At 39.8% G+C, this 13,749-nt stretch carries 20 protein-coding genes; 15 read left to right on the top strand and 5 right to left on the bottom strand.

What is annotated here, in order from left to right; all coding sequences use genetic code 11:
* Positions 1-210: 210 nt before the first annotated feature.
* The gene (locus Q0Y65_RS15745; RefSeq protein ID WP_363293521.1) at positions 211-321 is read right to left on the bottom strand and encodes a hypothetical protein; all 111 of its coding nucleotides are present in this window, start codon (positions 319-321) and stop codon (positions 211-213) included.
* A gap of 56 nt (positions 322-377) precedes the next feature.
* Between Q0Y65_RS15745 and Q0Y65_RS05505 the strand changes: the two genes are divergently transcribed.
* Positions 378-830 carry a hypothetical protein gene (locus tag Q0Y65_RS05505; RefSeq protein WP_297958004.1) on the top strand — a complete coding sequence of 151 codons (453 nt, stop codon included), beginning with the start codon at positions 378-380 and terminating at the stop codon, positions 828-830.
* A gap of 106 nt (positions 831-936) precedes the next feature.
* Here Q0Y65_RS05505 and Q0Y65_RS05500 read toward each other — a convergent pair whose 3' ends face one another.
* Both Q0Y65_RS05500 and Q0Y65_RS05495 read right to left on the bottom strand, forming a co-directional pair.
* On the bottom strand, positions 937-1,668 hold the full coding sequence (locus Q0Y65_RS05500) for a site-specific integrase (protein ID WP_297958002.1): 732 nt from the start codon (positions 1,666-1,668) through the stop codon (positions 937-939).
* A gap of 182 nt (positions 1,669-1,850) precedes the next feature.
* Positions 1,851-1,982, bottom strand: coding sequence for a hypothetical protein (locus Q0Y65_RS05495; RefSeq protein WP_297958000.1), 132 nt, complete (start codon positions 1,980-1,982; stop codon positions 1,851-1,853).
* Between the two features lie 175 nt (positions 1,983-2,157).
* On the opposite strand from Q0Y65_RS05495, the gene Q0Y65_RS05490 reads away from it, so the two are divergent.
* From Q0Y65_RS05490 to Q0Y65_RS05450, 9 genes are all read left to right on the top strand, one after another.
* Positions 2,158-2,280: a hypothetical protein gene (locus tag Q0Y65_RS05490; protein WP_297957999.1), complete on the top strand. Its 123-nt coding sequence runs from the start codon at positions 2,158-2,160 to the stop codon at positions 2,278-2,280.
* A gap of 281 nt (positions 2,281-2,561) precedes the next feature.
* On the top strand, positions 2,562-3,785 hold the full coding sequence (locus tag Q0Y65_RS05485) for an ATP-binding protein (protein ID WP_297957997.1): 1,224 nt from the start codon (positions 2,562-2,564) through the stop codon (positions 3,783-3,785).
* A 568-nt stretch (positions 3,786-4,353) separates the two neighbouring features.
* On the top strand, positions 4,354-5,622 hold the full coding sequence (locus Q0Y65_RS05480) for an ATP/GTP-binding protein (protein WP_297957994.1): 1,269 nt from the start codon (positions 4,354-4,356) through the stop codon (positions 5,620-5,622).
* 3 nt (positions 5,623-5,625) lie between these two features.
* Entirely contained in the window at positions 5,626-6,276 is a 651-nt protein-coding gene (locus Q0Y65_RS05475; protein WP_297957992.1) for an RloB family protein, read from the top strand.
* Between the two features lie 6 nt (positions 6,277-6,282).
* Positions 6,283-6,468, top strand: a complete 186-nt coding sequence (locus Q0Y65_RS05470; protein WP_009984301.1) for a hypothetical protein — start codon at positions 6,283-6,285, stop codon at positions 6,466-6,468.
* A gap of 46 nt (positions 6,469-6,514) precedes the next feature.
* Positions 6,515-7,303, top strand: coding sequence for a hypothetical protein (locus Q0Y65_RS05465; RefSeq protein ID WP_297957991.1), 789 nt, complete (start codon positions 6,515-6,517; stop codon positions 7,301-7,303).
* Between the two features lie 211 nt (positions 7,304-7,514).
* On the top strand, positions 7,515-7,736 hold the full coding sequence (locus tag Q0Y65_RS05460; protein ID WP_297957990.1) for a hypothetical protein: 222 nt from the start codon (positions 7,515-7,517) through the stop codon (positions 7,734-7,736).
* Between the two features lie 201 nt (positions 7,737-7,937).
* Positions 7,938-8,411, top strand: a complete 474-nt coding sequence (locus Q0Y65_RS05455) for a hypothetical protein (protein ID WP_297957989.1) — start codon at positions 7,938-7,940, stop codon at positions 8,409-8,411.
* 89 nt (positions 8,412-8,500) lie between these two features.
* A complete protein-coding gene (locus tag Q0Y65_RS05450) occupies positions 8,501-8,743 on the top strand; it encodes a hypothetical protein (RefSeq protein ID WP_297957988.1) in 243 nt (80 codons plus the stop codon).
* A 492-nt stretch (positions 8,744-9,235) separates the two neighbouring features.
* On the opposite strand, the gene Q0Y65_RS05445 is transcribed toward Q0Y65_RS05450, so the two are convergent.
* Both Q0Y65_RS05445 and Q0Y65_RS05440 read right to left on the bottom strand, forming a co-directional pair.
* Positions 9,236-10,045, bottom strand: a complete 810-nt coding sequence (locus Q0Y65_RS05445; protein WP_297957986.1) for an MBL fold metallo-hydrolase — start codon at positions 10,043-10,045, stop codon at positions 9,236-9,238.
* Positions 10,045-10,773 (bottom strand): DUF134 domain-containing protein, encoded by a 729-nt coding sequence (locus Q0Y65_RS05440; protein WP_297957983.1) that lies wholly within the window; start codon positions 10,771-10,773, stop codon positions 10,045-10,047. The genes Q0Y65_RS05445 and Q0Y65_RS05440 overlap by 1 nt, the downstream gene beginning before the upstream one ends.
* A 129-nt stretch (positions 10,774-10,902) precedes the next feature.
* Here Q0Y65_RS05440 and Q0Y65_RS05435 point away from each other — a divergent pair, with 129 nt between their 5' ends.
* The 5 genes from Q0Y65_RS05435 to Q0Y65_RS05415 all read left to right on the top strand — a co-directional run bounded on the left by Q0Y65_RS05435 (position 10,903) and on the right by Q0Y65_RS05415 (position 13,741).
* Positions 10,903-11,466, top strand: a complete 564-nt coding sequence (locus Q0Y65_RS05435; protein WP_297957981.1) for a chromate transporter — start codon at positions 10,903-10,905, stop codon at positions 11,464-11,466.
* Positions 11,453-12,019 carry a chromate transporter gene (locus Q0Y65_RS05430; protein ID WP_297957979.1) on the top strand — a complete coding sequence of 189 codons (567 nt, stop codon included), beginning with the start codon at positions 11,453-11,455 and terminating at the stop codon, positions 12,017-12,019. Before Q0Y65_RS05435 ends, Q0Y65_RS05430 begins: the two co-directional genes overlap by 14 nt.
* 14 nt (positions 12,020-12,033) lie before the next feature.
* Complete coding sequence (locus Q0Y65_RS05425; protein ID WP_297957977.1) at positions 12,034-12,768, top strand: GNAT family N-acetyltransferase; 735 nt, start codon at positions 12,034-12,036, stop codon at positions 12,766-12,768.
* Between the two features lie 143 nt (positions 12,769-12,911).
* Positions 12,912-13,220 (top strand): helix-turn-helix transcriptional regulator, encoded by a 309-nt coding sequence (locus Q0Y65_RS05420; RefSeq protein WP_024860988.1) that lies wholly within the window; start codon positions 12,912-12,914, stop codon positions 13,218-13,220.
* Positions 13,221-13,294: 74 nt separating this feature from the next.
* Positions 13,295-13,741: a C-GCAxxG-C-C family protein gene (locus tag Q0Y65_RS05415; RefSeq protein ID WP_297957974.1), complete on the top strand. Its 447-nt coding sequence runs from the start codon at positions 13,295-13,297 to the stop codon at positions 13,739-13,741.
* Positions 13,742-13,749: the final 8 nt, after the last annotated feature.

Here is a 13,749-nt window from a genome sequence, read left to right as displayed (position 1 = left end):
TTTTTTATCCGATTGCAGCAACCGTGCAGCAACGCGTTTATTTTACCTCGAAATATCGCTGAGAATCACTGAGTGTTTTTTAGAGTTTTTGAAGAATATTGCGGATTTTGTTAACCGAGGTTAACGAAAACGAGGTTTGTTGTTATGAAAATAGATAGCTATAAGAAAAGCCCCACGAAGGGGCTTTTCTTATATGCGGTTTCTTAAAAGTTATAGCAAAGGATAAACCTGTTCATTTGGAAGAAAAGGTGTTATATCAATTCCCTTTCTTCTTGATAGATTAAGTTCTTTGACATATGGGGTTATATCTTCAATTTGCACAATCCAATCATTTACATATTCCTTTACGGCATTATTTCTTATTCCTAGCAAAACCGATGATATACGCTGCCATAATAATGGCGCTTCTCTCCTGTTTATTATCCGGATGCAATAACAATGATAAGTCAGACAATAGCAACTCCGAAACGACTAGTCAGACTGAATATATCTCACAGGATAAGGAATCTGTCGGATATTATAAACGGATCGGGATCTCTAAAACCGGCGAGACATTTGAAGAAATGAAAGAATCACTCGATATAATGAAAAAGGGCTACCTTGTTTTGAAAGATGATGGCACAGCTTTCTTTGAGCTCGATGGAGAGATAACAGAGTATACTTTTGACAAACAGAATTTTTATCTGATTAATGATACAGAAAAGGCCAGTGGATTCCCGTATACGTATATTGGCGGAAGACTTGTTGTCAATGACGGAGAAACGATAACACAATACCTAAGACTCACCGATGAAGAACTTGAGTCTTACCTTGCATTGAAGAAGGAATAGAATTTATGGATATTGAAAAGATAATGGAAGCTCCGTATTATAAATTAGATATACTTCCTAATTCTCGAAAAAAGATCCTTCCCCATTGTGGAGAAGGATCTTCTTGTTACTTTGCCTCTTCCTTATCATCGCCGTGATGAATGGGATTAAGCTTCCCGTCTATCACATCTGAGGCTACTTCATCAGCTGACTGTATTGCATGGACATATATCTTGCTCGTTGTAGTTATAGAAGAATGTCCAAGACGTTTTGAAACAGTGGGTATAGATACTCCTTCAGCAATGAGAAGAGTAGCGTGTGTGTGTCTGAGCGAATGAGGAGTAAAATGGGGCAGCTTATTACGTTTTACAAAATTACTTGTCCAGTCAGTCAGACTGTCGGGGTTCATAGGTGTAGTATCATCCTTTATGAATAGTCTGTCATTCCTGATGGTCTGTGTACTTTCGTCTGCAAGCGTAATTGTGATGAAGTGTTCCCAGCGATCAAGCATATCATTACGGAGCTTGTTCCAGTAAGCCTGATACTCACGAAGAAGATCAAATACAAACTCCGGAAGCTTAACGGTACGGTATGAAGTGGCGTTCTTAGGTGATTTGGTAATAATGCCCATGTGCTGAACGTATTGACTGGTTCTCTTGATATGTATGATTCGTTTCTCGAAGTCGATATCTTTCCATTCAAGACCAAGAAGCTCATCACGACGCATACCGCTGAATATAAGCAGGTACATAGCTACTTTCCATTTGAGCGGTTCGTCATTGAGCAGTTCTAAAACATGTCTTGCCTGTTCTTCATCAAGGAACGCAGCTTCTGAATGCTCAAGTTTCGGAGCTTTCATGTAGTTGTGATCTGCTATATTGAAAGGAACGAGCCTGTCGCGTGTAGCTTGTGCAAGTATTGAACTTATGAGCCTGTGATAATGAAGAATAGTTTTTGATGACAGGCCTGTGGTCTCTGAGTGAATCTCAAAGAGCTTTTCAACCTGCCTATCAAATGCAGTTGCTATCTTCTTTGCTGATTCTAGTACAGACAAACTTCAACTGAGTTACTGCATACCCCTATACTGTCTTCATCGATATCAATATGTGCGTTAATGGTTCCGTCAGGAGAAAGTAAAAGGCTTTCTTTAACGCGTGGGATGAATTCTTTCATATGATATTCCTCCATATAATTGTATTTCTTGCTCGTGGCCACAAGCAGCATCAAATAATGATAAAACATATTTGAATGCTCCGGACTTTTTGTCCTTAATTCTTATGATATCAAAAATCAAATATTATACAATTTTATATTTTATATTATTTTTTTGAGGAGAAGCGTGATAGATATGGCTAAGAATAAAACACCTAAATGGTATTTTGAATTGATATATATTCGAGGATTCTTCGACAAAGGAACTGTCGGAAAAGAGGAATGGAGCGCTAAACCATATTTTATCTTAAAGAAATAAAGAATACACTGATTACTCAAAACAAGAAAAAATGATTTTTCATTATTCTTATGAACATTATCTATCAATAACTCACAGTTCATCGAAACCGTGAGTTTTTTTTGTTGCTTTCTAAAATAATCCTTTGCAGGAAATATGGAATGTGGTATAAATAAGATTATTAAAAAATTCCGGTTTAGAATGAATTTTATAGGGATTTAAGAGGTGTATTCCGAAATCGGCATTTTATATTGACAACTACATCTGGATATGATATACTAAGGAAAAGTGAGGTGCATACTATGGTAGAACGTAAAGAATATCTCGAAAAAATAAAAGCATGGCATGAGGAACAGGTCATAAAGGTTGTTACCGGTATCAGACGTTGCGGAAAGTCTACGCTCCTACAGCAGTATCGTGAATATCTTCTCAGCACCGGAGTATCCCCTGAGCAGATAATCTTCATCAATTTTGAAGAGCTGGAATATGAGGAGCTACAGGACTATCACAAACTTTACAGCTATATCACAGAGAGACTTGTTCCTGATAAGTACACCTATATATTCCTAGACGAGATACAGAAGGTTGATAGCTTTGAGAAGGTCGTAGACAGCCTTTATGTCAAAGATAAGACTGATATATATATCACAGGCTCTAACGCCTATATGCTCTCGGGAGAGCTTGCAACGCTGTTGTCAGGCAGATATGTTGAGATATCTATGCTGCCGCTATCATTTGCGGAATACGCTCAGCTCCGCAGCGGTACTCCTGATGAAGTGTTTGCAGAGTATATGCGTACCGGCGGCTTCCCCTATATCGCACAAATGGACAGTTCAAAGGAAAAGGCTGAGATGTACCTTGAAGGTATCTATAATACGATAATCGTCAAGGATATCGAAGAACGTCAGAAGCGCCGCGAGACTGATCCTAACAAGCGTAAGATAACCGACTTAGCACTATTGAAAAGTATCGCTAAATTCCTTTCAGGATCAGTCGGAAGTCCTATATCTGTAAAGAGCATCTCGGACTATATCACTTCCTCCGGTCGCAAAGTCAGTGCTAATACTGTAAATGATTACGTTTCCGCACTTGTTGAGGCGTTTATATTCTATCCCGTGGAAAGATATGATATCGTAGGCAAGCAGGCTCTTAAAATGAATCAGAAGCTGTATATCGTGGATCTCGGTATCAGGAATCATCTTCTACCACGCCGCAACTATGACCTTGGATTTTCACTTGAAAATATCGTGTACCTTGAACTTCTCCGCAGAGGTTATAAGGTCAATATAGGCAAGCTTGGTACAACTGAGGTTGACTTCATAGCAGAAAAAGAAAGCCGCCTGCACTATTATCAGGTGACAGCTTCTCTTACAGATGAAAGTACATTCAATCGCGAAATAACTCCGCTGAAGAATATCAATGATAATTATGCCAAGACTATATTAACTCTTGACCGTTTTACCCTCGGCGACTATGAAGGTATCGAAGTCATAAATGCAGTTGACTGGCTGCTTGATAAGAACTAATACAAAAGAACAGCGGTGCAATAGCACCGCCATACATATCTTTTCTACTATCGTGGGCTCAAGAACTGGGAACAAGATTGGTGTTGACTACGTTTCTTGCTCGCCTTTCTGCGTTCCGATCGCTAGTCTTGCCGCCGCTCAGGCTGCAATCGCAGATAAGAGGTAAGTTCGACTCGTTAGAGTTAATGTGCAAATTCGATATAACATTGGAAGAAGCAAAGGCTTTCAGAGCCGCGAACGGACAAACGATAAAATCCAAAATATGGGAAGATATCAATGTTGAAGTTCGTATTTGCGGATAACTGATGTTAATAACAGTCCCCCTGAACTACTATGGTTCAGGGGGATTTTTTATGTCTGGAATCGACTGTTTTACTGGTATAGCAGCAGTATAGGTGTAATCAGTACAGTAAACAAAATGATTTGTTTCATTTATGAATTATAAAGCAACTCATGAAAAATGAAGTAAATCATACATCTAAATGAGGTTTTTTCTCAATTATGTGTTGACATTTTGCTTTTTTTGAGTATAATATATAGTAAGGAGATTATAAGGAGGCTTAACAATATGTTACTACAGTTCAATTATAAGAATTTTAAATCATTTAAGGATGACACTACTTTAGATCTTTCAGCAACTAAGATTTCAGATTTTAATAATCATGTTGTATCAATTGCAAATGAAAAGGTATTGCCTGTCGCGGCTATATTTGGTGCAAATGCAAGCGGAAAGTCAAATGTTCAGGAAGCTTTCAGATATATGTCAACGTATGTTATCAATTCACTTGATTACGGCGATGAATCTGATTCAAAGAAAAAATCAAAGTTTTTCAGGCCAACTCCATTTTTATTTGATAGTACCAGCAAAAATGCCGAATCATCATTTGAAGTTTATTTTATAGACTCAGAAGAAAATGGTGCAAAGACTTACAATTATGGATTCACAGTCGATAGTAATGGCGTATGTGAGGAATGGTTAAACTATAAGGCTAAATCATCGAGAGGTGATTTCAAGCGTATTTTCTACCGTAATGGAGAAGAGTTCGATTTTGCTGGTATTCCTGCAAAAAGTAGGGAGAACTTAATTATCGCATTAGAAAAGGAAACCCTCGTTGTATCACTTGGTGCGAAGCTCAAAATAGCAAAGCTTAAGTTTATAAGGGATTGGTTTGTGCATAATGATTTTGCAGATTTTGGCAGACCAATAGAGAACTTTTTCTTATCTCAGCTTATCCCGGAAGGATTTGAAGAAGATAAAAAGGTTCAGCAGAAGGTCGTTGACTATTTTTCATCATTTGATCCGTCCATAATTGGTTTTAACGTTGAAGTTATCAAGTCTGAAGTCGATGATGCAGATAAGCAGTTCAGAATCGACGCAGTTCACAAAATGATAGATTCCGATCAGACCACATCTATCCCCCTTCAGCATGAATCGGCAGGAACTCTTAAAATGTTTGCGTTATATCCTATGTTACAGGATGTGCTGTCAACGGGTGGAGTTTTCTTTATTGACGAGCTTAATGCCAGACTTCATCCCCTGCTTGTAAGAGCATTTGTTATTACGTTCCTTGATCCTGAGATCAATACTAATCACGCTCAGTTGATTTTTACATCTCATGACTCGTGGCAGCTTAACGGCAACATCCTCAGAAGAGATGAGATTTGGTTTACAGAAAAGGATTCAAACGGAATATCATATCTTTTCTCATTAGCTGATTTTGTAGATGAAGACGGCGTTAAGATTCGCAAGGATGAGAATTACGAGAAGAACTATCTGTTGGGCAAGTACGGGGCAATACCGACTCTGAAGCATTTTGATATGTTCAAGGGGGAATAAAGTATGGCTCATGTTGAAAGAAACGGAAAGCGAAAAACCCGTGATCAGATGGTCAAAAGAAGAGTCCCTGAACTTGGATATTACTTTATAGTAACCGATACAGAAGAAACAGAACAAAATTATATGTATGGGCTCAGGGACTCTATTCCTAAAGAACTGCAAGGCAAATTGGTCATCAAGGTTATAAAGACCAAATCCAATAATCTCGTTGAAGAAGCCAGAAATCTTGCGTCCATAAATCCACAATATGGTGAGATATGGATAATCTTTGATCGTGACAAGGTCAAGAATTTTGATGAGATAATCCGTCAAGCAGAGGATAAAGGCATTAACGTCGGCTGGACTAATCCATGTATCGAGGAGTGGTTCAACGCTTATTTCGGCGCTATGCCTACATATCAGGATTCCGTAGCTTGTTGCAACGGTTTTGCACAGACTTTCAGAAGAGTTACTGGTCAGAAATATGCTAAGTCGGATAAGGATATCTATGAAAAACTTAATCGCTACGGTGACGAAGGACAGGCAGTAAAACTCGCTCAACAGAAGTACAATGAGCACATAGCAATCGGTAAGGACAAGCCGTCAGAAATGTGTCCTTGTACTACCGTGCATAGTTTGGTGGGAGAGATAAAATCGAAGATATCAAGGAGATGATATTGCATGAACGAAATTGAAAAACATATGCAGCATGAAATGATAAAAGACATGATGAAACAAGCGATAGACAATAATCCCCTTCTGAACCCAATTCAGAAAGAACAGCAAAAAGCTCGTGTAGATGCCTGTGCCGCTCAGGCCGACAGAATTGAGAATATGTTATCGATGATCAAATACTTAGGTTTATGAACAATATTGAGAAAAAATATCTATAAATCTTGAGAGGTGAATAATCATGAATATTATGTATGAAACATCAAAAGCATTTGAAAATGCGGATAATTATCAGGATAGAATAGTAGCCTTTGTAGATGTTATGGGAATTAAAAATAGAATGAAACAAGCTGCAACACCAAAGGATTTGAAAATGTATGCAACGCTTCTTAATGGTCAAGCAAATCAGCCATTTGCAGAAGGCAAACTACATATTACCATGTTTTCAGATTGTATGTACATTATTTGCGAAAAACAATATTTAGATCATTTGGTATGTCAGTTAGCAAATATGTCCTATACTATGTTGATGAATAGACTTCCAACGATTCATATTAATGAAGATGGATCACACTGGAATGAAATAGACTGGGATTGCTTTAAACTTCGTGGTGGAATAACATACGGAAAGGTATTTGTAGTTGATCAAGCTGCTAAAGATAAAGGAATACTTTTAAACACAAATATCGTTTTAGGTCAGGCACCAATTACAGCATATGAGCTTGAGTCTTCAAAAGCAATTTATCCAAGAATAATTACTGACAATAGTTTTATTGGACTCTTGAATAATTTAGGTAAATCACCCGAAGAATACTTCTTCACAAAAGATGAAAAAGATTCCTGTTTCTATTTGGATTTTCTTGATTATATGTGCCAGGGCAAACGGGAAGGATCTGTGGCTTTTAGTCTTTTGAATGGTTGTATTGAATATGTAAAAAAAGAACTTGATCACGCATTGCTTAAAAATAATGCTAAATTAGCTGGACAATTATTATGGTATATTCGTTATCTTGAGTCGCATCTTTGTTAATAAGTTTACCATTAATAATCTATCATCCAGGAATAAACCAGTATTTCTGTTTTGATCGTAGTATCATAGTTCACTGCTAGTACGGAAAGAATACGCACTTTTATATCAGAGAGATGTATTTGGTTAACTAACAGGCTGCAATCAGCGAAAACAAGTAATTCACGACTATCTCAAAATCGGCGATTTTACGCTGTTTCAGGGCGATGCAGAGATGTACTTCAAAGCTAAGTCCGAGAAGCGTGAATTCCATAATTGGCGTGATATCGCTCAGATGCTGACGGCTAACGGTCACAAGCTGTATTTCTATACGCAGTACAACGCTGAAAAGCACCGCAATGATATCGAGATAGACTTCTTGATATCAAACAATAACAGCGGTATTATCAGGAGCCTTTCTGAGCGAGCCGACAAAGGTTATCTGTCCGCCCTTTGAGTAGAGGAAACTTACTGATTTATTCTTTTCAGAAATCGAACTAAATAAAGTCAAGAAAGTTCTATCCGAACTTAACCTAACAAACGATTCTGATATTAGATTAATTGATGCAAGAAAAGATAATAAAATCTCTGCATCCAATGTTAAATAATAGTTAAATCGTTTGCCGATATGCAATTCCATTTTGAAAAAGGAGATCAAATGAAACCAATACTAAAAATAATAAAGACAATTCTTTCCTTAGCTTTTATTGTCACATTAATTGTGCTTGTATGGGCATTGTTTACAGCAATGGTCAAATCATTTGGAGAGTTTACCTCTTCAATTGAACCGACAATTGTAGTTGCAATTCTATCAGGATTATTTGCAATCATAGTAAACGCTGTTTCTAAAACAATAGAGCGAAAAGGAACTGAATTTGCAGCACAAAAATCAAAAATGTGTGAAATATATGAAGCGTTTCTGCATGAACTGTGTAATATACAAAATGAATCAAAGGTAAGTGAATTGCTAAAAGAGTATCATCACAAATTCGCAGTTAATTCATCTGATCTTGTGTACGATGCTTTTATTGCTATGTCTGATGATTTTGAAAAATCAAAAAAACTCAATAGTGATATGCTTATAAAAGAAATAAGAAAAGAACTTAGGGTAAGCAAATCAATTAATAACTAATATAAAGTGGAATATTTCTGATTCTTAGTCCAAGGTCTCTATATAATGATTACAATACTAATGCAACATTAAAAGAAGCATTTGAAGCAATGAGCCGTAAGCGCAGAACAACTGCAAAATCTGAAGAAATACATACTGTACTTGACTTTTTTGAGACAGACACTGATACTAATAATAAATGGGAGAACTTCAAGCTTAAGAGCTATTTCGTTGAAGATTTAACCTGGAATGAGGTGATAGCAGCGGTAAAGAATGCAGCAGCCATTGTTGTTCCGCTGAATACGGAAATAGAAGAATTACAAAGTGAAGATATTTCCCCTGTAATGCTATAAGCAGAGGCTTTAGCAATTTTTATATGCTTGCGACTTAGTGTGGTACTGAAACCTATTATATTTCTGTACTGATTACAGTATCTCAGAACACTGCCAGTCCAGAGAGGACACGCGCCCATATTACGCACTTTTATACTAGATAGGTGTATTTATTTCCTGTCAGGCTGCTATCGCAGATAAGAGGTAAGTTCGACTCGTTAGAGTTAATGTGCAAATTCGATATAACATTGGAAGAAGCAAAGGCTTTCAGAGTCGCGAACGGACAAACGATAAAGTCCAAAATATGGGAAGATATCAATGTTGAAGTTCGCATATGCGGATAACTGATGTTAATAACGATCCCCCTGAACTACTATGGTTCAGGGGGATTTTTTTGTATGGAGTTGATACGATTACTGGTCTGGCAGCAGTATAGGTGTAATCAGTACAGAGAAATGTAACCTGTACATCAACAAAAAGCCCTTACAGTTTTGAACTGTAAGAGCTTTTTTATTATAGTATTTCTTCTCCGCTGTGCAGAGCATTGAGCTTGTCACCCATGATCACCTTCATCAGTTCAAATGCGGGAATACCCGTGCAGTGACCGCTGTAAAATACGGTATCAAGCTGTGAAAGTTCCTGCGCCGTCTGAATGATAACAGCTTTTTCTTCCTCGGTGTGCTCGCCCTCACGCTTCATCATGTGGAATCCTGTGATAACATAGTCGGGATAGCTATCAAACAGTTCTTTGTATCGGTCAAGGATATTGAGTATGCCGTTATGAGCACAGCCGGACAGCAGCCAGCGCTTGCCGTTCTGCTTTATGACAAGGCACTGCTCATGACAGAAATCGTCACAGACCTTTTTGCCGTTTTTTATGCAGGACAGTTTTTTGTTCCCCTGTGGGTAGCACCGTCTGCCTGTAATACCGCTGAACAGGAACAGCTCGTCATCAAGTTCCATATCGCCGTCTATGAGCTGAATATTCGGCAGTTTAAGGATATCTGTATCAATTCCGATGTAACGTTCTCCGTTGTAGTGGGGCTCTGCTGCGGATTTCTGCATAATTATCCTTGCTTCCGGATTCTCCTCGGCAAACGGCAGTATACCGCCTGAATGGTCGTAGTGACCGTGACTCAGTATCACAGTATCGACAGCAGACAGGTCTATACTGAGAGCTTCCGCATTCTTCACAACAGCGTCAGTCTGTCCTGTATCGAGCAGGAGCTTATGATTCTCAGTCTCAATATAGATGCTGAGTCCATGCTCTGCGATACAGTCTTCATGTCCGCAGGTATTCTCTACAAGGGTTACAATTCTCATCAGTGGTTACCACAGCTGTGAGTTCCGCAGCCATGATCTCCGCAGGAATGACCTTCGCCGTGTTCATGGTGGTGGTCGCATGTAGGGTTCTCATTTTGAACAAGTGTCTGTGCAAGGAATGCCTTTACAGCTTCGTCAGCACTTCCTATATTACCGCCGTAAAGAGCGATTCCTGCCTCCTGCATAGCCATCTGAGCGCCTCCGCCGATACCTCCACAGATAAGAACGTCAGCCTGAGCGTTTTTCAGGAATCCTGCAAGCGCACCATGTCCTGCGCCCATTGTTCCAACTACCTGCTCGTTTATTATCTTGCCATCGGCAACATCGTACAGCTTGAACTGCTCTGTTCTGCCGAAATGCTGAAAGATCTGTCCGTTTTCATAGGTTACTGCGATTCTCATAATTGTGCTTCCTTTCTGAGTTATCTCCTCTGAGATAGTGTTGTCAAGAGTATAATTTCCGCCTGAAATGACGATGCGTCTGCCCTCGACCAAAGCCTGAGCAAGTTTTTTTCTTGCGGTGTCATATATCGCTGTGACGGTCGTTCTCGCCACGTTCATCTCCTGAGCGCACTGTTCCTGCGTCTTTGACTGATAATCTATCAGACGTATCGTTTCAAACTCGTCAAGCGACATAACGACTGTATCGTTTGCTGTATCCTGATCGGGCGCAAAGCTCCAGTAATCGGGGTAACAACAGATACGGCGTGATTTTTGTGGTCTTGGCATAATAGCATCTCCTTTCTGACTTATGTCGATTATAACATATTTATCGACTTATGTCAAGTATATTCTTGGCGTTTTCGGATATTGACGGATATTACATCATTTGGTATAATTTTCTGTGGGAGTGATATTGTGAATAAGAATCTTGAATTGTTCCTGACCTTTATGAAGATCGGGGCTTTTACCTTCGGCGGCGGTTATGCAATGATCCCGCTGATCCAGAAGGAAGTATGCGAAAACAAAAAATGGCTGAATGAAAAAGAAATATCTGATATTGTTGCAATTTCAGAATCAACACCGGGCCCGATCGCGATCAATGCCGCAACATTTGTAGGATATAAGACATCGGGTTTTCTCGGTGCGTGTATGGCTACTATCGGAGTTGTCCTGCCATCTTTCCTTATTATTTCGCTTATCTCTATGATATTGACGCAGTTTCAGAGCATCAGAGCAGTAAGGTATGCTTTTATGGGTATCAGAGCAGCCGTACTTGCACTGATACTGAAAGCCCTGTGGATGATGTTTCATCAGGTGAAGAAGAAAAAGCAACCATTTTCCTATGCGCTCATGGGGCTTTCACTTGTGCTGACTGCTTTTCTGAAAATTGATGCTGTCTTTGTCATTATCGGCTGTGGCTTGTTTGGTTTGATCTGGTCGATTTTTAACAGAAAGGAGCAAAGCAATGGCACTGCTTAAATTGTTTCTTGCCTTTCTGAAAATAGGTGCGTTCACCTTTGGCGGCGGATACGCTATGATCGCTATGATACAGGCGGAAGCTGAAAGTCAGGGCTGGCTGACACAGGAAGAGCTTGTGAATTTCGTCGCTCTGAGTGAGAGCACGCCGGGACCTCTTGCAGTAAATATGGCTACATTTGTAGGAATGAGAACTGGCGGTGTTCTCGGAGCTATCATCGCAACATTTGGTATTATTCTGCCTTCCTTTATCATTATACTTATCATCGCAAAGTGTTTTGAGAAGTATGAGAAAAGCAAAGCTGTAGGCGGTATCATGTCGGGCTTGAAACCTGCTGTTGTCGGAATGATAGGTGCAGCCTTTATATCTGTTGCAAGAACTGTGTTTTTTCCTTCAGGTGTCAGTGTATCGGCTTTTTCAGATGTAAGTTTCTGGGTATTTCTCGGATTATCTGCCGCTGCTTCCGTGCTTGCTTTCAGAAAAATACACCCGATAAAGATCATTCTGTTTTCCGCTGTTATCGGTATCGGGGCAGGATATGGACTTGGATTATAAAAAGGAGAATAATTATGACAGAAGTACAGCTTATTCCGCTGGAAGCGTCAGAAAGAGAGCAGTTTATAAAGGACAATCAGGAAGCATTCAATTACGGCGCATTGGAAGAATTTGGTCAGCGGGACGATCATTTTGAAGAGGACGGCGAGATAATCTCACATGATACTATTTCTCATGCAATTGATGAAGGTGCTGCCTACCGTATCATGCAGGACAATAAACCTGTCGGCGGTGTTGTTATCAAAACAGAATACGATCACGGTGAGCTTGAACTGCTGTTCGTATCGCCTGACGTTCACAGCAAAGGCATAGGATACGCAACGTGGTGTGAGATCGAAGCTATGCATCCGGAGGTCACAGTCTGGGAAACTGTTACGCCTTATTTTGAAAAGCGCAATATCCATTTCTATGTGAACCGCTGCGGCTTCCATATCGTCGAGTATTTCAATGAGCATCATTGTGCGCCGGATGATAAAGACGGCGAATTATTTGAAATGTTCCGATTTAAGAAAATACTGCCTTCCACACCGGAATCTGTACAAGAGCAGATAAAACGTATAGCCCATTATGAAAAAATAATGCAGGAGACAGAAAACGGTTCTCCTGAACTTTTGAAAGCTTTATCCGACTATTATAGCAGCTCTGCGTGGAAACGAGACTATGCAGCCGATGAAGCCGGACTGCTCCCGAAAGACATGAAACGCGGCGTTCTCTCAGAGGACGGTATCTATAATCTGTTGGAAGAATAGTCTTATCATTATTATTAAGGAGAAGCTCTCAACAACAAGACTTCTCTTTTGCTTAGAAAGTATTAGAAAAATTTTCAGTTACACATTGACAAATCCCAATGTGTATGCTATAATATAGAAAATCTTCAATATGAGGTGAGAACGTGGAGCTTTCAAACAAGCAAATTACAGTGATATTCAAAGCTCTGTGCGATGAAAACAGAGTTCAGATATTCAGAATCCTGCAAAACGGCGAATTATGCGCCTGTCATCTCCTTGAGGAGCTTCACCTGAGTCAACCGACACTCTCTCACCATATGAAGGTGCTCTGCGACAGCGGACTTGTGGTCGGCAGAAAAGATGGCAAGTGGATGCACTACTCTATTTCGCAGGAAGGTGCTAAGATTGCTATGGACTGCCTGAAAGAGATCACGGCAGTAAATGAAAACGATTGTAATTGCTGCAATAAATAAGCCGTATGGTCATACGGCTTTAAACAGCGGGAACAAATTGATACATCTAAATATAACAATCGGAGGATAAGAAAATGGATAATGTTTCAAAAGCAGTACAGTATTATGAAAATGGCTATATGTGCTCGCAGGCGGTATTTGCTGCGTTTGCGGAGGAGTTCGGCATTACCGAAAAACAGGCATTCCAGATAGGTGCTTGTTTCGGCGGAGGAATGTGCAAGGGAGAAGTCTGCGGCGCTTGTACAGGAGCACTCATGGTTCTTGGAATGAAGTACGGACAGTTCGACCTCAATGATACAGCAAGCCGTGCCAAAGGCCGTGATATGGCAGTTAAGTTCCTTGATGAGTTTGAGAAGCGCAAGGACTCGTATATCTGCCGCGATATCCTTGGCTGTGACCTCAGGAATGAGGAAGACAGGAACAAAGCAAGGTCAAACGGACTGTTCAGAACCCTCTGTCCGGAAATGGTCAGGACAGCAGCAGAGATACTGACCGAAATCCTCGGAGGTGATGAAGAATAGTGTGGGAC

This window comes from uncultured Ruminococcus sp. (assembly GCF_947301925.1).
In the GTDB taxonomy this organism is placed as follows: Bacteria; Bacillota; Clostridia; order Oscillospirales; family Ruminococcaceae; genus Ruminococcus.
Note: the sequence above shows the minus strand (reverse complement) of the source record. Positions and strands in the feature narration are given on the sequence as shown.